The organism is Prosthecobacter fusiformis, from assembly GCF_004364345.1.
Lineage (GTDB): Bacteria > Verrucomicrobiota > Verrucomicrobiia > Verrucomicrobiales > Verrucomicrobiaceae > Prosthecobacter > Prosthecobacter fusiformis.
Genome location: NZ_SOCA01000001.1, coordinates 284,504 through 306,070 on the forward strand (window position 1 = coordinate 284,504; position 21,567 = coordinate 306,070).

At 57.5% G+C, this 21,567-nt stretch carries 14 protein-coding genes; 7 read left to right on the plus strand and 7 right to left on the minus strand.

The annotated features are described in order from the left end of the window. The first annotated feature begins 120 nt into the window (after positions 1–120). Positions 121–900 carry a LytR/AlgR family response regulator transcription factor gene (locus EI77_RS00900; RefSeq protein ID WP_133792874.1) on the plus strand — a complete coding sequence of 260 codons (780 nt, stop codon included), beginning with the start codon at positions 121–123 and terminating at the stop codon, positions 898–900. On the opposite strand, the gene EI77_RS00905 is transcribed toward EI77_RS00900, so the two are convergent. The 4 genes from EI77_RS00905 to nusA all read right to left on the minus strand — a co-directional run bounded on the left by EI77_RS00905 (position 866) and on the right by nusA (position 7,045). Beyond that, positions 866–2,710, minus strand: coding sequence for an ABC transporter substrate-binding protein (locus EI77_RS00905; RefSeq protein WP_133792875.1), 1,845 nt, complete (start codon positions 2,708–2,710; stop codon positions 866–868). The genes EI77_RS00900 and EI77_RS00905 overlap by 35 nt on opposite strands. A 339-nt stretch (positions 2,711–3,049) precedes the next feature. Beyond that, entirely contained in the window at positions 3,050–3,433 is a 384-nt protein-coding gene (gene rbfA, locus EI77_RS00910; protein WP_133792876.1) for a 30S ribosome-binding factor RbfA, read from the minus strand. An 11-nt stretch (positions 3,434–3,444) separates the two neighbouring features. Continuing rightward, positions 3,445–5,712: a translation initiation factor IF-2 gene (infB, locus tag EI77_RS00915; protein WP_133792877.1), complete on the minus strand. Its 2,268-nt coding sequence runs from the start codon at positions 5,710–5,712 to the stop codon at positions 3,445–3,447. Between the two features lie 79 nt (positions 5,713–5,791). Further along, the gene (gene nusA / locus EI77_RS00920) at positions 5,792–7,045 is read right to left on the minus strand and encodes a transcription termination factor NusA (RefSeq protein WP_133792878.1); all 1,254 of its coding nucleotides are present in this window, start codon (positions 7,043–7,045) and stop codon (positions 5,792–5,794) included. A gap of 281 nt (positions 7,046–7,326) precedes the next feature. On the opposite strand from nusA, the gene EI77_RS00925 reads away from it, so the two are divergent. From EI77_RS00925 to EI77_RS00935, 3 genes are read left to right on the plus strand one after another with little or no spacing between them, the layout of a single operon-like run. Continuing rightward, a complete protein-coding gene (locus EI77_RS00925) occupies positions 7,327–8,106 on the plus strand; it encodes an ABC transporter ATP-binding protein (protein WP_133792879.1) in 780 nt (259 codons plus the stop codon). A 30-nt stretch (positions 8,107–8,136) separates the two neighbouring features. Beyond that, positions 8,137–9,351: an FtsW/RodA/SpoVE family cell cycle protein gene (locus EI77_RS00930; RefSeq protein WP_133792880.1), complete on the plus strand. Its 1,215-nt coding sequence runs from the start codon at positions 8,137–8,139 to the stop codon at positions 9,349–9,351. A 34-nt stretch (positions 9,352–9,385) separates the two neighbouring features. After that, positions 9,386–9,922: a cob(I)yrinic acid a,c-diamide adenosyltransferase gene (locus EI77_RS00935; RefSeq protein ID WP_133792881.1), complete on the plus strand. Its 537-nt coding sequence runs from the start codon at positions 9,386–9,388 to the stop codon at positions 9,920–9,922. Between the two features lie 3 nt (positions 9,923–9,925). On the opposite strand, the gene EI77_RS00940 is transcribed toward EI77_RS00935, so the two are convergent. Next, a complete protein-coding gene (locus EI77_RS00940; RefSeq protein ID WP_133792882.1) occupies positions 9,926–11,173 on the minus strand; it encodes a PQQ-binding-like beta-propeller repeat protein in 1,248 nt (415 codons plus the stop codon). Between the two features lie 128 nt (positions 11,174–11,301). Here EI77_RS00940 and miaB point away from each other — a divergent pair, with 128 nt between their 5' ends. Both miaB and EI77_RS00950 read left to right on the plus strand, forming a co-directional pair. Next, positions 11,302–12,663: a tRNA (N6-isopentenyl adenosine(37)-C2)-methylthiotransferase MiaB gene (gene miaB, locus EI77_RS00945; protein ID WP_133792883.1), complete on the plus strand. Its 1,362-nt coding sequence runs from the start codon at positions 11,302–11,304 to the stop codon at positions 12,661–12,663. A gap of 66 nt (positions 12,664–12,729) precedes the next feature. Further along, positions 12,730–13,998, plus strand: coding sequence for a glutamate-5-semialdehyde dehydrogenase (locus tag EI77_RS00950; protein ID WP_133792884.1), 1,269 nt, complete (start codon positions 12,730–12,732; stop codon positions 13,996–13,998). A gap of 49 nt (positions 13,999–14,047) precedes the next feature. Here EI77_RS00950 and EI77_RS00955 read toward each other — a convergent pair whose 3' ends face one another. Beyond that, positions 14,048–15,715 (minus strand): coiled-coil domain-containing protein, encoded by a 1,668-nt coding sequence (locus tag EI77_RS00955; protein WP_133792885.1) that lies wholly within the window; start codon positions 15,713–15,715, stop codon positions 14,048–14,050. 129 nt (positions 15,716–15,844) lie between these two features. On the opposite strand from EI77_RS00955, the gene EI77_RS00960 reads away from it, so the two are divergent. Continuing rightward, positions 15,845–18,220 (plus strand): hypothetical protein, encoded by a 2,376-nt coding sequence (locus tag EI77_RS00960; RefSeq protein WP_133792886.1) that lies wholly within the window; start codon positions 15,845–15,847, stop codon positions 18,218–18,220. Here the strand turns inward: EI77_RS00960 and EI77_RS00965 are convergent, their stop codons facing one another. Then, on the minus strand, positions 18,221–21,556 hold the full coding sequence (locus EI77_RS00965; protein WP_208300231.1) for an autotransporter-associated beta strand repeat-containing protein: 3,336 nt from the start codon (positions 21,554–21,556) through the stop codon (positions 18,221–18,223). Positions 21,557–21,567 lie beyond the last annotated feature (11 nt).

Consider the following 21,567-nt stretch of genomic DNA (forward strand, 5'->3'; position numbering starts at 1 on the left):
GTCCATTGGCTCCATGCGCATTTCATTTAGCTGCGCCTAGCGGCTTCTTCACGTGTGGCACGAATTCAGCTTCTTCCCTTTTCCACTCCTACTTAGTCTGCTTTTTCCAGGTCGCCTGGCATGAACAACAAGCTCACAGCGGTCGTCATTGATGACGAGGCCATCCATCGACGCATGACGAAGGCTCTGATCGCGCGTCATGATAAACTGCTCTGGCTGGGTGAGGCGGACAACCTTGTGACAGGTGCGGCGATGATCGAGAGGGAGAAACCGGATGTGGTTTTCCTGGACATCTATCTTTCCACAGGCACGGGCTTTCATCTGCTGCCGAATCTACAGGAGCAGCCAAAGATTGTCTTCGTCACTTCTTCCCGAGATCATGCACTGCAGGCGATTGACGTTGAAGCTGTGGACTACCTGATCAAGCCCGTGGAGGAAGAACGGTTCGCAGCTACGGTTCGCCGTCTGGAGCGCCACTTTTTTAAAGAGGCCGATCCTCAAGAACGACATGAGCGCAACGACCGCCTGTGTCTGCGCACGGAATCCCAGACGTACATCGTCCCCATCTCCCGCATCTCCGCGCTGGTGGCCGATGGTAACTTCACGGGCGTATTTTCCACCGGCCGCTCCAAGATCCTGGTTTGCAAACCCCTGGGCAATTTTGACGAGACGCTTCCCACCCCACCTTTTGTTAGGCTGGACCGCTCCCTGATCATCAATACTGAGCGCGTGATGCGCACGCAGCGGGTTTCCCGCAACCTCACCAAACTGTGGATGAAGGACCAGGATGAGCCGCTGGAAATAGGCCGTACCGCCATGGCGCGGCTGAATGAAGTGCTGGATGAGCCCAGCAGTGGACAGGCCGCTAGGCCCCCATCCCGGTTGGCAGCGTCACTGTAAAGTGAGAGCCTTCCCCAGGGGTGCTCGCCACCTGGATGCTGCCGTCCAGCATGTGTGCCAGCCGACTGGCGATGGACAGACCCAAGCCCGAGCCACCATGCCTGCTGGCAGTCTGCACATCCGCCTGTACGTAAGGCTCAAAAATGCTGCTCAAATTTTCCGCCGCAATGCCAGGTCCACTGTCACTGACACGGAAGACGATGCAGGCCGCCCCTGCTGCGCTCTCACCCGCCGCGACTGACAGGCGCACCCAACCGCTGCTGGTGAATTTGATGGCATTGGCTAACAAATTATATAGAATCTGCTGCAACCGTACAAGGTCCGTCCGCATCGACTCCGGCGCGCCAGGCGCGATATCATGCTCCAGCCGGATCCCCTTCGCCACCGCAGCCGCCTGGAACAGGCCGCACACCTCCCGCACAAATTCTGGAATCGTGATCGAGGACGGGTCCAGGGTCATGTGGCCGGACTCGATCCGGGCGTGATCCAGGATGTGATCCACCATGTGCAGTAGCTTTTTCGTGGAGCTTTCCGCGATCTTGACGATGTCCCGCTTTTCCTCTGTGACCGGTGTTTGGTCATACAACCAGAGCGAGGCTAGAATCCCGGACATGGGTGCGCGGACCTCGTGAGCGAGGATGGCGTAGAAATGGGTCTTCGCTGCGCTTTCCTCACGCGCTTGGTTTTCGGCATGTTGGCGGGCGATGACTTCGCGGCGCAGCTTCCGATTTAACTTCCAAGTCAGCAGCGACGAAGCGGAGGTCAGCGTGATGATTCCCAGCACGATACCGCCGACCCAGTAGAAGGGGGTCCAATTAAAAGAAGAATCGGTCTCATAGATAAAGCCTTTGAGGGAGACTCCTTTATTCATCATGCTCATGGTTTCATACACATGGGCAATGTTCTGCCAACGTCCTGGATTGATGTAACCCACTTCGATGAGTTCGGGGTGTACGAGCTTCGCCGTTTCCCTGGCCTCGAAGAGCAGTTTATCGCGGTTCTTGCCCCGGTTATACTTTTCAAGAATGAGATCCACGATCTCCTCTGGATGGGCCATGGCATAGATCCACCCTTGCAGACTGGCGGCGCGGAAAGCGGCCACCCGTTCGGGATGTTCACGGATTTCCTGCTCGGTGGTGAACAGATTGTCCCCGTAAAAATCTATCCCCCCGGCACGCGGGGTGAACACTGAATACTCGGCCCCGCGCGCAATCATATCGAAGGGTTCATCAGTGGAGTAAGCTGACATCGCTGCCGCCTTGCCGGAGATGATGTCTTGGACATCGAAAGAATGCGGCAAATGCTTTAACCGGCGGGGATTAACCCCCTCACTCTGAAAGTAGGCCTGCAATTCCGCTGCATCCGGTTCCATCATGATCTGCTTGTCCACGAGATCATGGATATCCTCCACGCCGGATGTTTTGCTGGCGAGCAGAACGAAGGGGGAATGCTGATAGATCACCGCGAGCACCACCACCGGGTGGCCCTGACTGCGCAGCAAAATGAGATTGGAGGTGCCGACCCCGTACTGCGCATGGCCATTGAGGACTTCCCCCATGGGATCATCCCCCGGCTGGGCCTCGTGCAGAGTCACGCTCAATCCCGCCTTTTCATAATACCCTTTCGCCACAGCCGCGTAATAGCCCGCGAATTGAAATTGATGGCGCCACTTCAACTGCAAGGACACCTGTTCTCCAGCGATGGCCGCAGGAATTCCCCAGGACGCCAAAGACCATAACACAAGCAGCAGCCTCCCCCAGAAAGGCCTGCCGTGTTGATTGAGAAATATAGCGTCGTTTGGCAATGCCATACGTGCGGGAAATCCTATGAAAATGTGGCCACCATTGAATGATGTGAAACGAAACACCGCGATTCGTGCAGAGTTTCACATAGCAGAGGCCTAACCAACTCGTGCAAGAAGGGTTGGCATCTTAATGATTTGGAGGATTTCGGCACATTCGAGCTGGCTGGAAAGTCCTAGCGCCATTGTTCGACAGCCCCAGGCTCTCGCCTTTTTGGAGGAAACTAAACACCATTTTACATTATCATTTATAACGATAATAAACTACGTGAGTGTACTGAGTCAGACCGTCTCGCTCATTCGGACTCTAATGCCTTTGATGGCAGTGCCACCAAAGACAACAGTGTCTTATTTAAAATCTGGCTCCTCGCTGCCTTCGGGCAGCGGATCGGCTGGGGGAGGCAAGTTGTCGATGGCATTGAGGATGCGCACGCCTTTTTCCACAGACTTGTCCAGGCGGAAGAAGATCTGGGGGGAGTTCTTCATGATGACGCGCTTGTGCACCTCACGCTGAATGGCTCCGCGCTGTTTGTTGAGCTTTTCAATGATGGCCTCATCATCGCTGTCCCCGGTGCTGATGATGCCGACGTAGGCGAAGCATTGCTTCAAGTCCGGCGTGGCGCGCACTTCGTGCACGGTGAGGATGGCATTATCCATTCGATAATGCCGCTCCAGCACCATGCTGAGCTCTCTTTTGACCAGTTCGCTAACGCGTAGGACTCGTTGGGACATTTGGATAAACCTTAGAGTACCTGGGCGAATTTCTCTAGCTCGTAACACTCGATGACGTCGCCTTCTTCGTAATCGCTGAAGCCGCTGAGTTTGATACCGCACTCGAGACCGTTGCGGACCTCGGGCACTTCATCGTGGAACCGGCGAAGGGTTTCAAAACCACCGTCATAGACGGCCTGGCCGTTACGCAGCACGCGGGCGCGCTGCTTGCGGTCGATACGGCCATCGGTGACGAGGGAGCCGCCGACGTAGCCGCGGTTGACCTTGAAGACCTGTTTGACCTTGGCATGACCGAGGACCTTCTCGCGAGTGAGCGGGTCGAGCATTCCAGTCAGGGAATCCTTCACCTGGTCGATCAATTCGTAGATGATGGAGTAAAGCTTGATCTGGACACCTTCACGCTTGGCGACGCTGAGGGCTTTGTTTTCCACCTTGGTATTGAAGCCGATGATGACGGCATCTGAACCGGAGGCGAGAAGCACGTCGGATTCCGTGATCGGGCCGACGTCGGAGTGGAGGATCTTCTGGTTGATCTTGTCGCTGGTGATCTCTCCCAGGCACTTGACGATGGCTTCCACAGAGCCCTGCACATCCGTCTTGAGGACGATTTTGAGGGTCTTCTTGTTGCCTTCGTCAATGCTGTTGAAGAGGGATTCCAGGGTGGAGCGACGGGTGACGGTGAGCTTCTTCTGGCGCATCTCTTCGAGGCGCTCGACGCTGAGTTTCTTCACCGAACGCTCACTGTCCATGACGACGACTTCATCACCCACGTGAGGCATGTCGCTGAAACCGACGAGTTCCACGGGCATGCCGGGACGCACTTCCTTGATGGGTGCGCCACGGTCATTGATGAGGGCGCGGGACTTGCCCCAATGCGGGCCGCAGATGAAGGGCTGGCCGACTTTGAGGGTGCCCTGGCGGACGATGACAGTAGCCACGGGGCCTTTGCCTTCGACCATGGAGGACTCGATGACGGTGGCACGTGCGGGAGCTTTTGGGTCAGCCTTGAGTTCGAGAACTTCAGCCTGAAGGGCCATGGTCTCAAGGAGGCTTTCAATGCCAAGACCGGACTTGGCGGAGACCTCCATCACTTCTGTATCGCCACCCCAGTCAACGGGTGCGAGGCCAATGTCCTGAAGCTGGCCTTTGACGCGCATGACGTCTGCGGAAGGCAGGTCACACTTATTGATGGCGACCATGATGGTCACATCCGCAGCTTTGGCGTGGTTGAGTGCTTCACGGGTCTGCGGCATGATGCCGTCATCCGCAGCGATGATGAGGACGACGATGTCCGTGACGTGAGCACCACGGGCACGCATCCCCGAGAAGGCGGCGTGACCAGGGGTGTCGATAAAGGTGATGGGCTTGCCATCGTGGAAGACGCTGTAAGCACCAATGTGCTGGGTGATGCCGCCGGCCTCACCATGAGTAACCTGGGTCTTGCGGATAGCATCCAGCAGGGAGGTCTTGCCATGGTCAACGTGACCCATGAAGGTGATGATGGGAGCGCGGAGTTCGAGCTTCTCTTCTTCGATTTCCTCAACGACTTGTGCCGTTGGCTCGACGATGACTTCTTCCACCTTGTGGACGCCGGCACCTTTTTCGCGTTTTTCGCGCTCGAGATGGAAGCCGTGTTTTTCACAGACTTTTTCAGCGACTTCGATGTCAATGGCCTTGTCGGCATTGGCGACGAAGACCTTGAGGGCGATCAAATCGGCGATGATTTTGAAGGGGCGGAGGCCCATCTTCTCAGCCAGTTCCTTGACAATGATTGGCGGCTTGAGGTGAATCACCCTTTCACCCGCTTCGTTGATTTCCACTTCAGGAATCACGGCGGCGGGTTCTGGAACAGCCACCTTGGGCACCACGACCGCAGGCAGCGAAGGCGGTGGCGGCATTTGCTGGATGGGGCCTGGCTCACGGATCATGGAGATCGGCGGCAGGGAGGTAGGCTGTTCCGGCGGACGACGGCGGACCTTGGGCTTGTCGTCGTCTTCGAAAAGGTTCAGGGCCTCACGCTTGTGGTCATCCAGCGTCTTTTTGGGCGCTTCGGGGGCCTTGGGCAAAGGCTTAGGGGCTGGCTTGGCACCCAGGGCAGGCAGAGGGGTGGCCTCGCGCCGGGGTGCTCTGGTCTTCGGTTTCTCGTCCTCCTCAATCAATGAGAGCACTTTTTTAGCCGCCACTTTCTTGGGGGGCGTGCTCTCAGCCGCAGCTCTCTCGTCAGCAGTGCTGTCGGGATTGGCTTTGGCAGGTTTGGATGAAGAGGATCGGCTTGGCATGAGAAACGTTGGTCGTTCGAACGGCGGGTCGGGCTGTCGGTTTGAGATTTGTAAAGTTGTAGGAAGCGCGGCTCATAAGCTACGCTTTAGGAGTGTAAGCTGCAATGAGAGTATAGACCTGCTGGGCAAGCTGGTCATCACCCCCGAGGACTTCAGAAATGTCCTCCATATCCACGCGGCGAAGTTCCTGAAGGTCGCCCAGACCACCATTGGCCAGTTTGCGGGCGGTATCGAGATTGATGCCGAGGGCGCGCTCCAGTTCATGGGCGGCGGTATCGAGCTGGCCTTCGAAGACTTCGGCGGCGTGCTCATCGCGCTCAATGCTGAGCTCCATGCCGACGAGGCGGGAGGTGAGGCGGGCATTCTGGCCACGGCGACCGATGGCCTTGGAAAGATCTTCTTCACTGACGGTCAGGCGGGCGGCCTTGTGGTCAGGAGCGACCTGGATGGAAAGGACTTTGATGGGCTTCAAGGCCTCGCGCACAAATTCGGCAGGGTCTGACTTCCAGCGGATGATGTCCACCTTCTCATTGTTCAGCTCACGAACGATGTTCTTCACGCGGGCACCCCGGAGGCCGACGCAAGCGCCGACAGGGTCCACTTTTTCATCGGCGCTATGGACGGCGACTTTGGTGCGATAACCAGCTTCACGAGCGATGCTGGCAATTTCCACCGTGCGGTCACCGATTTCGCTGACTTCGAATTCGAACAGACGACGGACGAAGTTCACGTGGGCACGGCTGAGGACGATCTCAGGGCCACGGGCACCTTCACGCTCCACGGCCTTGACGTAAAAGCGCATGCGATCACCGGGAGTGTAGTCCTCCGTGGAGACGCGTTCTTTGGAAGGCATGGTGCCTTCGAATTTGCCGAGGTCCACCACAACGTCGGACTTATCGAAACGACGGATGGTGCCGTTGACGACATCGCCCGTACGGTCCTTAAACTCATCGTAAAGATTTTCCTTCTCTGCCATGCGCAGACGCTGGAGCATGGTCTGCTTGGCGGTCTGGGCGGCGATGCGGCCCATGTTTTTCGGAGTGACCTCAAGGTCGATCTCATCACCGAGCATGGCTTCCTTTTTGATCATCCGGGCTTTGGCCAGCGGAAGCTCTTCCCATGGATTGGTAACTGTCTCAACGGCCAGCAACTTGGCCCACGCCTTGATCGTTCCTTTCTCAGGATCAATATCAATGCGCAGCTCGCGGGCAGGACCGATGCTCTTCTTCGAGGCCGCGAGAAGTGCTTGAGAAAGCGCCTCGACCATCTTTGCACGGTCAATGCCCTTCTCTTTCTCGTAGTAATCGAATAGTGCTTTTAGTTCGCTGATCATAAAAATGGTGACCTCACCAGACAAAAAAGAGCGGGGAAGACCCCACTCTTGCCAAAAAACAGTGCCTTGTCCCGGTAAAGGAGCACTGAGTGTAGTTCAGGGCGACATTTCGGCAAGCCCAAATTCCGATAGACTTGTAGTCGTGGGAACCCGGATGGAATGAAAGCATGAGGCGGATGTGGTGGGTAAACCTTTTTTTCGCAAAAAGCCCGGAAAGTGGATGCATAATTCCTCCAGCCATCATTTGGCACCAGGGCGCAGTGTGGTAAACTCCGTAGCTTATGGTCCTCCTTCGTGTCGAAAACCTGCAAGTTCATTTCCCGATCCGCTCGGGGTGGTTTGGTCGCCGAGACGTGGTGAAAGCTGTGGATGGAGTGAGTTTCCAGGTCGAAGAAGGCAAAACTCTGGGGCTGGTGGGGGAAAGCGGCAGTGGCAAGTCCACCGTTTCCCGTGCCCTGCTGAAGCTCATCCAGCCCACCCAGGGCAGCGCCTATTACCGGGATCGTGAAATTTTCGGCCTGGCGGAGTCTGATTTCCGCCCGCTGCGCAAGGAGATGCAGATGATTTTCCAGGACCCCATCGGCTCCCTGAATCCACGCATGACCATCGAGACGATCCTCGCGGAGCCTTTGACGATCCATTTTAAGGAGATGACCAAGAGGCAACGCCGGGATGTCTCCGCAGCTCTGCTCCATCGGGTGGGTCTGCCGGAAGATTCTTTGCAGCGTTACCCCCATGAATTCAGCGGTGGGCAGCGCCAGCGCATCGGCATCGCCCGCGCCCTGGCCGTGCAGCCGAAATTCCTCATTTGCGATGAACCGGTGAGCGCGCTGGACGTGAGCGTGCAGGCGAGCGTGCTGAATCTGCTAAAGGACCTGCAGGACGAATTTAAGCTGACTTACCTTTTCATCGCCCATGACTTGGCCGTGGTGCGGCACATGAGCGATGACATCATCGTCATGAACCGGGGCGAAGTCGTCGAAAGCGGCCCTGCGGATGAACTGTGCGAGAACCCGCAGCATGAATACACGCGTAAGCTCCTGGCCTCCATCCCTGCCTGACCCCGCCGAAACGGGCTCCCTTCCCACCCCATGACCCCTCTTTTCAAAAAATTCCTCGGCATCAACTGGATCCTCATCCTGACGATGCTCGGCCTACTGGCCTTCGGTGTATATGCCATTTACAATGCCTCCTACTTCCGGGATGACTCCGGTGTACTCAAGCTGCACCTGAAATGGAAAGACCAGATGAAGTGGATCGGCCTCGGTTTGCCCTTCCTGCTTGGGGCGGCGTTGATCGACTACAAATGGGTCCGCTGGGCCTGTGTGCCAATGTATATGGCAGGTCTGGGCGGTCTCGTTTACCTGCAACTTTACGGAGTGGAGGTGAAAGGAAACCTCGCCTGGGTGACCATTGCCGGGGTGAATGTGCAGCCGTCCCAGTTTGCCATCATGGCCGGAATTGTGATGCTGGCGGTGGTCTTTGGAGAGCTGCCGCGAATGTGGCCGGTGTTTAGACGTCCGTGGTTGCGGCTGATTGTGGCAGGCATCGTGGCCGGCATTCCTGCGGCCATGGTGATCAAGGAAGACTTAGGCTCCGGCCTGGTCTGGGGACCGGTTTTCCTTTCTATGATGCTGGTGGGCAGCATCCCTTTCCGCTACATGATCACTCTCATCCTGGGGGCCTTGTGCATCATCCCCATCGTCTATTTCTTCGTGCTGAAGCCATACCAGCAGGCACGTATCGATACGACCTGGTACATGATCACCAACCAGATGGACAAAGTGGACACCCGAGGAGACGGCTGGGTGCCAACGTTTGTGCAGATCGCGGTGGCATCGGCTGGCTTTGAAGGCAAAGGCCCGATGTCTGAAAAAGTGCCCGACCATGGCACCATCCACCGGCAGTTCTTTCCTTCCACCGAAGCACACAGCGACTTCATCTTTGGGGTCATTTGCGAAGAATTCGGCTTCCGGGGCGCGGTGCTGCTGCTGACGGGAATCGCGCTGCTATTGATCCAGGGCATCTTCATGGCCTTTTACTCCAGAGACCAAGTGGGGCGGCTGCTAGTGGTGGGCGTGGTGGCCATGTTCTTTGCCCATACTTTCCAAAATGCGGGCATGAACCTGGGCATGCTGCCGGTGATCGGCCTTCCCCTGCCCTTCATCAGTTACGGGGGCACGTTCATGATCGTCACCCTTTTCCTCATGGGCATGATGCAGAGCGTGTGGGTGCACCGGAACATCTCCCCCGTGAAACGGAAGACCATGGGCGGACGTGATTTCCGGGATGATGACGATGATTGAACCGCGACCGCTGTTTCATCCGTAAACTGAGCTCATGTCCATCGCCACCCGCCGCGGCGACCAGGGGGAGACCGATCTCCTTTTTGGTCAGCGCCTTTCCAAATCCCATCCCCGTGTCCACGCCCTCGGTGCCGTGGATGAACTCAATGCCGCGCTGGGTCCTCTGCGCATCGCTGCCCTGAAGGCGGAAACCCGGGAAATCGTGGCCAAAGTGCAGCCGCTGCTCATCAGTCTGATGGGGGAACTGGCCACGCCTCCGGGCATGGAGGAACGTTATGCCGCGACTCACAAACCCTTTGAGCCTGCCCACACTGCGTGGCTGGACGAATGGGTGGCCAAGCTGGAAGCGGGCGGTGCGCTGCAATTCAAAGGCTGGGCGCTCCCAGGGGAAGCTGGGGTGATGACCGGTGCCTATGCCGACCTGGCCCGCACGGCCTGCCGCCGAGCGGAAAGAATGGTGGTGGACCTCACCGGCACCGAACAAGAAGTGCCGAATGCCGAAGTCGTGCGTTTTTTAAACCGCCTGGCCGATGTACTCTGGCTGTTGGCACGCTGGGAAGAGCGGGACTGACGGTCATTTCCCCACCCGCCACAGGTGGCCTTCAGTGCGGATAAGGAAATCATCCTCAATCACCGCATAGGAGGCCAGGGATCGCTCGGCCATGTCGTTCTGCGCCACGATTTGGAGTGTCTTCCCAGGCTTCACCACGACGCCTAGGCCCTTTTCATCCTGGAGATAAAGGAGACCGTTGGCATGCAGGATGGAGGCGCTGATGGGACCAGTGCAGCGTTCCTGAAAATGCACCGCGCCCGTCTTGGCATCGGCACAGGTGAGCACGCCATTGTCCGCGACGAAATAGAGCTCATCCCCCACGATGACCATGCTGGGATTGTGCGGGACAAATTTTTCGATCTTCCAGGCGATGTGGGTATCCGTCACGTCCCCTTCCCCATCTGCCCGGATGGCCAGAGCGACTGGTTTACCATAACCAGTGGTGACATAGACCATGCCATGCGCATAGAGCGGACGTGGCACCACGGAAAAGCCTTGGTCATAACGCGCTTTCCAGATTTCCTTGCCGGTCAGCGGATCCAGAGAATTCACCACCCCGCTGCCCGCCGTGATGAGCTGTCTGCGGCCATTCACCTCGATCACCAGCGGCGTGCTGAAGGAAAATTTGTTCTTCGCCTCGCTGATCCGCGCAAACTTCCACACCTGCTTGCCAGTGTTTTTGTCCAGCGCGATGACCACCGGGTCCACGTCCGCATCGGCATTGAAAATGAAAAGACCGCCTTCAATGACAGGGCTGCCGCCATTGCCGTGCACGGGCTGGTAGCTGAAATCCTGCGTCTTCCACAGCACACTGCCATCCACCGCATTCAGGCAGGCGCTGCCCTGATGGCCAAAGTGGACATACAGTTTCCCATCTTCATAGACCGGCGTGGGGCTGGCATGGCTGTTCTTTTTATGCACCTGAGGCGCATCCTTGGGCTGTAAAAAGATCTCCGCTTCCCACACCAGGCTGCCATCAGCGGCCTTCAGGCATAGCACCCGCAGGCTGCGATCCACCACCGGTTTTTCCTCTCCCCCCACAGCGACGGCGGAGGTGAGGTAAATGAGGTCCCCCACGACTACGGGCGATGACCAGCCGATGCCCGGCACGGGTGCTTTCCACAGGATATTTTTATTCACCGCTGGGCTCCATTCCGTCGGCAGACCCGCCGTGGCAGACTGACCCTGCCGGGAGGGGCCGCGAAATTCCGGCCAGTCTTCAGCAGCGGCGTAGGACGTGATGGCGAGGAGAGGGAGAAAGAAGCGCATGGACGGGTAATGACGCTGCTCAGCCCCCTAACCTATCCTGTTTCACAAGGTCCGTGCAAATTTCCTCCGCGTCATTCTTCCGCCCTTCAGTTGTCATCCGCCTAATTCTGGCTACTCTCCCCTCCCCCATGCCACGAGTTCACATCAAGACCTACGGCTGCCAGATGAACGAACGCGATACGGAACAGGTGTCGCAAATGTTCGTCGAGCGCGGCTACACCATGACCGCCACCGATGAAGACGCGGATGTGGTGCTGATCAATACCTGCTCCGTGCGGGATCAGGCGGAGCAAAAAGCCATCGGCAAAATGGGCATGGTCAGGCGCCGCCGTGTGCCCTTGGTCACTGGCTTTATGGGCTGCATGGCGCAGAGCCGCGGCAGTGAACTGGTGGAAAAAACCAAGGTGGACCTGGTGGTGGGCACGCAGAAATATCATCGCGTAGTGGAGTATGTGGATGAGATCATCCGCGCCAAAGAAGCCCGCATGATGGATGAGGAGCGCTTTTCCATCGTGGACATCGAGGAGGAAAAAGCCAGCCAGAACGCCATCCGTGACCACACGCTGAAGGAGAAGCAGGGGGCGGCCTTTGTCAGCATCATGCAGGGCTGCAACATGAAGTGCACCTTTTGCATCGTCCCCTATACCCGGGGAAGCGAGCGCGGGCGACCCATCGCCGACATTGTGGAGGAGGTGCGCCGTCTGGCAGACAAGGGGGTGAAAGAGATCACTTTGTTAGGCCAGATCGTCAATCTTTACGGCCGTCATGAATTCCCCGCGGTGGATGGCAAGAGCCCTTTTGTGCAGCTCTTGGAAGCGGTGCATGAGGTGCCTGGCATCCAGCGCATCCGCTTCACCAGCCCACATCCCATCGGCTATAAAAAGGATCTGATCGAGGCCTTCACGTATCTGCCCAAGCTGGCGGAGCATGTACATCTGCCCGTGCAAAGTGGCAGCGACGAGATCCTCAAAAGGATGCATCGCCCTTACACCGCAGCGAAGTTTACCGACCTCGTGGAACGCATCCGCGCAGCGCGGCCAGGCATCGCCGTGACCACCGATGTCATCGTCGGTTTCCCCGGTGAGACGGACGAGCATTATCTGGAGACCCGGGAACTGTTCGACCGCCTGAAGTTTGAAAACGCCTTTGTCTTCCGTTACTCCAAGCGACGTGGCACCCCGGCTGCGGAGATGGATGAAGCCATCCAGCTCAGCGAGCAGGTGAAGGAAGCCCGCAACCAGGACCTCCTGGCGCTGGTGAACAAACATGCGTGGACCAAGTATGAAGAGCTCCTCGGACAGGAGGTGGAGATCCTCTGCGAAGGCACCAGCAAGACCAATGAAAGCCGGCTCATGGGCCGCACGCGCACCAACAAGATCGTCATCTTTGAAGGCAACCCCGAGCGCCACATCGGCGAACTCATCAACATCCGCATCAGCCACTATGAGAACTTCACGCTTTATGGCGATGTGGTGACCCGCGATGAATAGAGCTCGCCTGCTGTTAAAGATTCCTCAGCCCTTCCCGTCCCACCTTTCGTTCTCTCTTAGACTTCCATGACCGATTCTGAAATCCAAGCCGCCATTCACGAGATGGGCAGCCGCGCCCGTGCCGCCTCCCGCGAACTGGTGAAACTCAGCACCGGGCAGAAAAATAGCATCCTCCTGGCCATGGCGGATGAGATCCAGGCCCGCGAAGAATCCATCCTGGCGGAGAACGCCAAGGACCTGGCACGTGCTGAAGAAAACGGCCTTTCCAAAGCCATGCTGGACCGTCTGACGCTGGACTCGAAGCGCCTGACCGCCATCGCCCAGGCTGTGAGGGACGTCGCCGCCCTGCCTGATCCGGTGGGCGAAGTGCTCACGGAATGGACGCAGCCTAACGGATTGCACATCACTAAAAAGCGCGTCCCCATCGGCGTTATTGGCATCATTTTCGAATCCCGGCCTAACGTCACCACGGATGCCGCCAGCCTCTGCTTCAAGACAGGCAACGCCACCCTGCTACGTGGCGGTAGCGAGGCCATTCATTCCAATGTCGCCCTAGCCGCCGCCCTTCAGGCCGGGGGCGAACGCGCGGGCCTGCCTGCGGACAGTGTGCAGCTCATCCCCTTCACCGACCGCGCCAGCGTGGAGCACATGGCACGGATGGACCAGCACCTGGACCTCATCATTCCCCGTGGTGGCAAAGGGCTGATTGAAAAAGTCGTCGCCACGGCACGCATGCCCGTCATCAAGCACTATGATGGCGTCTGCCATGTGTATGTGGCTGCGGATGCGGACCAGGAAATGGCGGCAGACATCATCGTCAATGCCAAGACGCAAAAACCCGGCGTCTGCAATGCCCTGGAGACCATCCTGGTTCATCGCGACATTGCGGCCAGCTTTTATCCCCTCATCGGCCAGCGCCTGGCTGCGGCCAAAGTGGAAGTGCACGCAGATACGGAAGCGCAAAGTTTGTTAGGCGTGACCAGCATTCCAGCCACCGAGCAGGACTGGAGCACCGAATGGCTGGACCTCATCCTTTCAGCCAAGACTGTCTCGGGTCTCGATGAAGCCATCACCCACATCAACCGCTACGGCAGCCATCACACGGACAGCATCATCACCCGCGACCGCGCCGCCGCTGAACGCTTCCAGCATGAAGTGGACAGTGCGGTTGTGCTTCACAATGCTAGCACCCGCTTCAATGACGGCGGGGAATTTGGCTTCGGTGCCGAGATCGGCATCAGCACGGACAAGCTTCATGCTCGCGGTCCCATGGGCCTGGCCGAACTGTGCAGCTACAAATATCTGGTGGATGGCAGCGGGCAGATCCGCAAATAGCCACCTAACATTTGGGTTAGATGGCTAGCACACTTCCGCGCGGAGGATTTTATTTCTCCGCCTTTCGCAGCACCATCTGCGGGAAAGGAATGTTCCAGCCATGGCGGGTGGCGGAATCCAAAGCAGCCCGCTGCAGCACACGCGTCAGGTTGGGATAGTTGGCAGCCTGACTGCCAGTAAACACGCCCACGATGATGAAGTTCAGGGATGAATCCGCCGCTTGCTCGAATTCCACAATCACATTCACCAGTTCCTCTTCGCGCATGGTTTCCAGCAGGGCCTTGCGCACATCCGCTTTCAGCAGTTCCGGTATTTCCTTCAGAGCCTGGGCCTGGTGTTTATAGTCCAGTCCCAGAGTCATGGAACGGGCGAAACCACCGGATAGACAGGAGACATCTGCCTTCATAAATTCGCCAATCGGCATCCAGCGTTTAAGCCCGCCCCCATGCACCAGTTCTACGCGGTCTGGAGTGATGTCGGTGACCTGGGCAAACAGGCTGCCATCAATGATCACATAGGATCGTTTGGAACAGGGAAACCAGGGCTCATCGAGGCCGCTCGGACGGGAGGTGAAAGTGGATAAGATATCCAGAGGCAGGCGCAGACCGGAGCCGCCAATTACGATATTTGTAAGTTGGGTGAACATGTGAATGGCCCCTACACGCCAGGGAACTCCATCAATGTATATCCGCTCCCCTTCGCGCACCTGGCCCAGGTTCAGCATCATTTGCAGGTCCTCCATGTGCCTGCTGATCCCGGATTTGGCCGTCATCACCATGGCCCCTACAGCAAAGAGAGCCAGGCCACCCAGCAGCCAGTCACCCCGCGCATACAGGACCAGCAAGGCCGCCGCCACCGCTAGCACCACGCTCACCCCTTTATGCACCACATCCAGCAGCCTGCTGGAAAAGCTGAGCTTCTCATACTTCTTCACCGGCACCAGTTTCAGCACATAGTAATAAGCACCGCGCAGACCAAAGAGGACGACCAGAAAGGCCAGCAGAGCCAGCGCGATATTCGCGCCCCGGACAAAGATAAAATTCGTCACCTGCCGACCCAGTTCGGACCAGAAACTCCCGGCGTCCTTTTCCACTTCCTTCAGCTCATTTTCAATGACGGCAATGCGGTTCAGAACATCGTCACGCCGCACCTGCCAGCGCTCACGCGTTGCCAGCAGTTCCTTGGTCAGAGAAGCATCTTTTTCAGGTTCCGCTTTGAGTTCCCCAAGCAATACCTCGACATCATCCAAAGCACGCTCGGCCTGAGTTTTTTGGGATAGCAGCAGAGCCAGCTCCTGCCGCAGTGATTGCAGTTCTTGCGGTCGGCGGGTCACGTCTCGCAAGTCGCTAAAAACAGGGATGAGCAACTGGCCGATTTCATCCTGAAGTTTCATCGGCGTCTGCGCCACAGGATCACTGGTCAGATCCACCAGCGACTGTCGGCCTGTCACCAAAGCATTAAAATCACGCTCCACCTCCAGACGTCGTTTCTCCAAACGCTCGATCTCAGCTTGGACATCCTGTTTGCCCGTTTCGGTGATTTCGCTGCGCAGCTTTTTCCTCTGTTCCTCCATGCCTGCACGCAGGCTTTCACGTGTGGCCAGGAGGGCGCTCAGGGTCGCTCTCTTAGTTGGAGCAGCCTGCTCAGCCAGCGCAGGTACAGGTGCCTTTTCCACCGCCTCCTGCGCAAGTAAAATCGAAGTCAGCAGCAGCGACAAGAGACCCGTCTTTAATATCCAAAACAATCGCATATGTCATTACACTACGGACGCCCGCCTTTGCAAGGCGGTGTCTGTTTTCGGCTACGGCATTGCTCTTACACGCAGGCTCGCTAAAGTGGCTGCTTCATGACTGCTCAGCGCCAACCACGCAAGACCCAGCCACCTGCACGAAATGCTGCCCCTATTGTTCCCTTGGGGACCATCATCCAGGAGCATGACCGCTGGCGCAAAACCCAGCCGGGCAAACTTGGGCGGGGAGCACTTCGAGACCATTGGCAGAAGTTGGATGCCCAGCATTCTCAGCGTCCAGATTATCTCCTGTGGCGGGAGCTTCAGGGGACGGAATGTCCACCCCAGCGGAAGCAGGATCCGGTGGACTTGGCAGTGCGTGCTTTGAAGTCGCCTGAACCGGCCATTCACTGGGCTGCATTGGCCCTGATGCCAGATGTGATGCAATCCCCGGCCCTGGCTTCGGTGGCGCGTAAAAACCTGCTGCTGGATGCCTTGCGCCAATGGCTTGGTGGCGGTCGGCAACCGAGGGTGCCACTCACGGCCGCACCACAAGCAACAGCCCTTTTGTTATGGCTGGGACGCGGCTTCATCAATCCCGATGATGCGACACTTTGGTCTGATCTTAACGCATTGATCCAAGCCGCCCAGAGTGATTGGAAACTGGGGCGTAAACCGGATCTTGGCTTCTGGGAAAGCGGTCTGGTCTGGCCTCTCACCCAGGGACAAATTGCGCGGCGTCTGGCCCTGGCCATTCATTCTTTGATCCAGCATCAAACCGCAGCGAACCCTGCCCGCACCAGCGACTTGGCCCCGTGGCATTTCACGGCCTGGATGCTGCTGAGGGATACCCGCACGGCTCAGAATCCTGCACGCGTGATTGAGATCGAAGTATTGCTAGCGGCTGCCACCACAGCCCGCCTCGGTGGTGACGCCGACCAAGCCGGAAGACTGGCTGCGCTGGCCCTGAATCTTTCACCGCCCAACCTGCCTGAGCCGATGCAGCAAAGCTGCCGTGTCGCCGCCTGGGCCTTGGCAGAAGCCGGGCTCTCTGTGCCACCAACTTTGCGGGTCATCTACGATGAACTCCCCTTCCCTGGAGATCCACCTGCCAGTGAAAGCGGACAGACTGCCGCGCGCCAATACCTGGACAGCAAGGATGCCGCCCATCGACAGCTCATGCTTGAGGTGGAAAACGATCCCGACTGGGAATTGCTGCGCAAGGCAGGTGTGGTGCTGCATCATCCCCTGGCCGCACTTTCTTGGATCGCCCGCAAGGCGCAGTCTTATGCCCTAAAAAAGCAGCACGACCTCCTGCAATCCGCCGCCACTCTGGCCACCCGTCATCATCGCTTGACGACTCTTGGTCGCTTGCTTCCACACCTGCCTGCAAATGCTGAACGGGTGCTCAATTTTGCTCAAAGTCTGCGTCAGAGCCAGAGGCGAATGCCCTTCCTGCGCGATCATGAAATCTGGCAGGACTGGACCCGCTCCCTGCGCACTGCGTGGGCACGCCTAGAGCCGGAGGCTATTCAGGATCCCGAACAACTCTTCATCCTGCACGAGACGCTGCATGATCGTGAGGTCACCCTGTTACGCATTCTTCCTCTAGAGTTGCGCCTGCTGTCGCTGCGCCATTTGCATGGTCGCAAGCAGCCTTCCTCTCTCGTGCAAACACTGGCGACAGAGCCTCGTCACATGCAGCAGCTTGAACATCAGCGGCAGGTGGAGCTCTGGTCAGTCGCTGCGGAATTACGTGAGCGCCCGGAACTGGTAGGCACCGTCTGGATCAGCCTCGTCTTTCGTGGTGATCCCGCCCAGGGCCGGTATAGTTTGATCGTGCAAGGGCCAGCTGGACGCGTCATCCATCATGACCGGCTGCGCACATTACAGACGACACCTGCGGAACTGGACTGGACGCCCCTTTGGTCTGTCCTCAGCAACAGCGTAAAAGAGGTGAATGCGGAAGCCAGCCACATCCTCGCTGCGGTGGATCCCACCATGACCGAGCTGCCCTGGGCCAGCCGCCTGCGGGAAACTGGGCTCGAAGCCTCCATCAGCTTCATCCCAAGCTTGGAATGGGCCTTCCGTGTCATGCGCGAAACCTCAGCCCCAACTCATCCTGGGGAATACCTCTTGCCTGAAAACACGACCGCCACCCTGCCTGACAAACCTTTGCCTAACGGAACATGTGTCCTCCTGCCCACAGCTCCGCAATGCAATGCAGGCACTCGATGGACGAGTTCCGCCAACGTAGCAGAAGACGAAAAGCCCGCCAGCCAGCGCTCGCTGCAAGTGGGTGCGCATGAACGCATCCTCAGCGCGATGCCTATTGTTAGGGGACCGCTAAAAGAAGACCTCATCCGACTGTGCTTGGCGAATGCCACCCGACAGTTTACCGCCCCTGATACTGCACTGACGGAAGAGCAAAGCGCGGCTTTCCAAGCGGCCCCACTTTCTCCCCCAGGTGACTGGTTGAGGTATGGGGTATAATTACACAACCCGTCGGCGGCGCATGCCCAGTGCGCCGATTCCGACGAACACCAAGAACAACCTCGAAGGCTCAGGAATGACGACCGTGATGACGCCAGTGGTATAAAGATTGGAGACATCCCAAAAGAAGCCGAGGGGACTCAGGTCCGGCAGTTGGGGAAAATTGGCCACCTGAGATCCCGTCAGATTGCTAAAAGACCCAGTTACACCTCCAGTTAGACCGCTCCAGTCGATCACCTGCCAAGAAGTGCCTTCCACCCATCCTGCTGAATTTTCCGCATCAATGGCAATGCTCGTGGAGATGCTCAGTATAGCACCTGCCCCCAGCGTCAGACCATCGGCTCCTTCCAGGACTAGCATGTCCGCAGTAGTGGCGGCATTCAGTACACCACTCTGCTGACCGCTGAACAGATCGATGTTTACCCGGCCGCCAATCTCCAGCGAACCCATGCCGCTCGTACTCAATGTGAGCGCATTACCTGCCGTCTGCGACGGCGCACCAATAGTAAGTGTGCCATTGACGGTGATATCCATATCCGCCGCTGAAGCGATCCTACCATTGCCAGTCAGAATGGCCGGAGATGCCAGGATAAAGGCACCGCTACCGGTGGCGCTGCCAGTTGTGTTGAGAATGCGCAATGTGCCCGCACTGATGGTGGTGCCGCCGCTGTAGGTGCTGGCGGTATTCATTACTAGAGTGCCATTACCGGTCTTTTCGATTGCCGCAGCCCCCATCGCCTTCACCCCGATCGTGGTCGTCCCGGAGGTGATCTGGAAAGTGCGTGTGCCAGTGCCCAGATGCAGTTCAGCCTCCACGGCACCCGAGGAACCCGTGGTGATGGAATTGGTACCTGTCGCGGTGAGGTTACCCAGCAGATGCATTTCCACCCCGGCATTGCCCCGGTTGAGGGTGATGGTCCGGCCGCCCAGAGTGAGGCCACCTTCACCGATAGTTAAACTCGTCTTAGGATTGCCCACTCCATTGTTCCCACCGACCAGCATTCCCGCCCCGGTCAATTCCGCCGCATAAAACTCCCACACCGGGGCATCCGCGCCGCCGCTGTTGATCGTCATATCACGGCCGCCGAGAAGCTTGACCGTGCCAAGGACCGTTAAATCCCCCCTATTACCGGAAGCAAGAAAACCTCCCGTTTCCTGGGTATAGTAGGCCAATGTTTCCTGTGTGGTAAATCCTGAAATGGTTCCGCCCTGGACAGTTATGCCTGTGGTATTGGCGATCTGCTCGTTTTGACTGAGCAATAGTGTGCCACCTGTGGCGATCACCAAAGGTCCCGTGATGGCATCCGTGCCCGCTGTTTGATCCAGGTCCAGAATGCCGCCGCTCACCGTTGTCGTGCCGGTATAGGTTTTGGGCAGGTATCCCGTGAATGTCAGAGTTCCATTTCCAGTTTTGGTTATACCCCCATTCCCCACGATGCCGACACTGATATCGGTGGTGCCGCTGGTGATATCAAAGATGCGGACGGCATTCCCCAGATCGATGTGCGGCTCAATGGTGCCACTGTTGCTAACCAGGATAAAATTATTCCCTGTACCAGAGAAGTCACCGTTGAGATTGAGAGTGACGCCTGAATTGCCACGATACAGGGTAATGGTGCGTCCCGCCATGGAGAGGCCGTCACTGCCAACGGTCAGAGCCGTGCGTGGATTCCCCGTGCCGTTGTTGCCACCGATCAAAATGTTCGCCCCGGTGAGGACAACGCTGCGAGCCTGAAAATGCGGAGCAATGGCTGAGCCGGGCAGACTGTTGATGGTGAAGGTATTGCCTCCACTCAGAGTCAGTGCACCTGTGATGGTGACCTGACCACTGTTATCGGAAGCTGTTAGGCCGCCGCCATTCTGTGTGTAGTAGGCAATGGTTTCAGTGGTCAGCCAGCCGGAAATAGTCCCCCCGGTATTCACCGTGATACCCGCTGTATTTGCGATCTGTTCATCCGCCGCCATCGTGAGGGTGCCGCCAGAGTTGACAATAATGTCACCAGCCACAGCGATTACATTGTCGGATTGATTCAGAACCAGCTCTCCCCCATTGACGCGGGTCAGCCCTGAGTAGCTATTAGCCCGGTCACCGGAAAGAGTAAGCCTTCCAGCCCCTGTCTTCGTCAACCCCGCCTCCAAAGAAGCCCCGTTGGTAATTTCCACATTGATAGTTAGGCTGGCCCCTCCACCGCTGACATCGAAGACACGCTCCACAGGATCTGCGTCACCGCCCAGTTCCACACGCACCATGCCGGTTCTTCCACCCGCCGTATCCTCCCAGATGGCTGAAGCCGTGGTTCCAGTCACGGTGACATCACTGTTAAGCACCAGTTTACTACCAGCAGCTTCCGAATTCCCTCCGCGAAGATTCAGCCTCGATCCATCGAGGAACAAACCACCCTCTTTAATGGTGATGATGCCGAGGGTTGGTGAGTTTCCATAGAGGGTAAAGCTGTTGTTTGTTGGCACTGTACCGCCCGCAGTAGCGGGCATATTAGTGAGGCTGAGGCTGCCAAAAGTCAGGCGAGCACTGCTGTTTCCGACAAAGATGGTATTCTCGCTTCCGCCAGTGAAACTCCCTGCACCGTCGATCGTCCAGTTGGAACCCGATCCAGCGTTGAACGAGCCGCCAGTCATGGTCAGACCGCCGATGGTTTCGGTCAGATTTGAAGTCAGCATCGAATTGGTTCCCTGGCCATTAAAGACACTGCCCAGGCCGCTAACGGTGACCACCGTGGTATCCGCAAGCTGATGAGAGCGAGCGAAGGTCACTTTGCCACCATTGCGGATATCTAGATTCCCAGCTACCGCATTGCGGTTGGAGGTTTTATCCAGCCGCAGAATCCCGGCCTCGACGGAGGTTAGACCGGTATAGGTATTGGAGGCGGTGCCACTAAGAGTGAGCGTCTGAGTTCCGATCTTTGTGAGGCCCCCATCTCCACTGAGGATACCGCTCAAGGTCAGGCTCCCTGCTGCCGCATCAAAGGTGCGTGTGGCCTGCATCAGCATGGCCAGGCTGAGGGTCTGGAGAAAAGTGGAGTTATTGGTTACATCGCCGCCGAGAATAATGCGGTTTCCCGAAAGGGTGAAGGCCTCCGCATCTGCATTGAAGGTGATGCCAGCGAATTGAGTATCCGCAGTGAGGTTATTGGCCGCAGTCAGGCGCAAGGCACCACCAAAGAACAAAGAATCACCGCTCAGGGGTAGCTGGCCGCCCCAGTTGAGAGCCGTGCCCCAGTTGTTATCCGCCCCGCCGCCATTCCAGGTGACAGCAGCCCCTTTGACCAAACCAGGTAATGAGAAGATCAGCGATGCAATCCAAGATAGAAAGAGCACCCGACCATGAA

Excerpts from the sequence above, each read along its gene's own strand:
- EI77_RS00900 (WP_133792874.1), top strand. The coding sequence starts at position 121 with ATGAACAACAAGCTCACAGCGGTCGTCATTGATGACGAGGCCATCCAT.
- EI77_RS00905 (WP_133792875.1), bottom strand. The coding sequence starts at position 2,710 with ATGGCATTGCCAAACGACGCTATATTTCTCAATCAACACGGCAGGCCT.
- rbfA (WP_133792876.1), bottom strand. The coding sequence starts at position 3,433 with ATGTCCCAACGAGTCCTACGCGTTAGCGAACTGGTCAAAAGAGAGCTC.
- infB (WP_133792877.1), bottom strand. The coding sequence starts at position 5,712 with ATGCCAAGCCGATCCTCTTCATCCAAACCTGCCAAAGCCAATCCCGAC.
- nusA (WP_133792878.1), bottom strand. The coding sequence starts at position 7,045 with ATGATCAGCGAACTAAAAGCACTATTCGATTACTACGAGAAAGAGAAG.
- EI77_RS00925 (WP_133792879.1), top strand. The coding sequence starts at position 7,327 with ATGGTCCTCCTTCGTGTCGAAAACCTGCAAGTTCATTTCCCGATCCGC.
- EI77_RS00930 (WP_133792880.1), top strand. The coding sequence starts at position 8,137 with ATGACCCCTCTTTTCAAAAAATTCCTCGGCATCAACTGGATCCTCATC.
- EI77_RS00935 (WP_133792881.1), top strand. The coding sequence starts at position 9,386 with ATGTCCATCGCCACCCGCCGCGGCGACCAGGGGGAGACCGATCTCCTT.
- EI77_RS00940 (WP_133792882.1), bottom strand. The coding sequence starts at position 11,173 with ATGCGCTTCTTTCTCCCTCTCCTCGCCATCACGTCCTACGCCGCTGCT.
- miaB (WP_133792883.1), top strand. The coding sequence starts at position 11,302 with ATGCCACGAGTTCACATCAAGACCTACGGCTGCCAGATGAACGAACGC.
- EI77_RS00950 (WP_133792884.1), top strand. The coding sequence starts at position 12,730 with ATGACCGATTCTGAAATCCAAGCCGCCATTCACGAGATGGGCAGCCGC.
- EI77_RS00960 (WP_133792886.1), top strand. The coding sequence starts at position 15,845 with ATGACTGCTCAGCGCCAACCACGCAAGACCCAGCCACCTGCACGAAAT.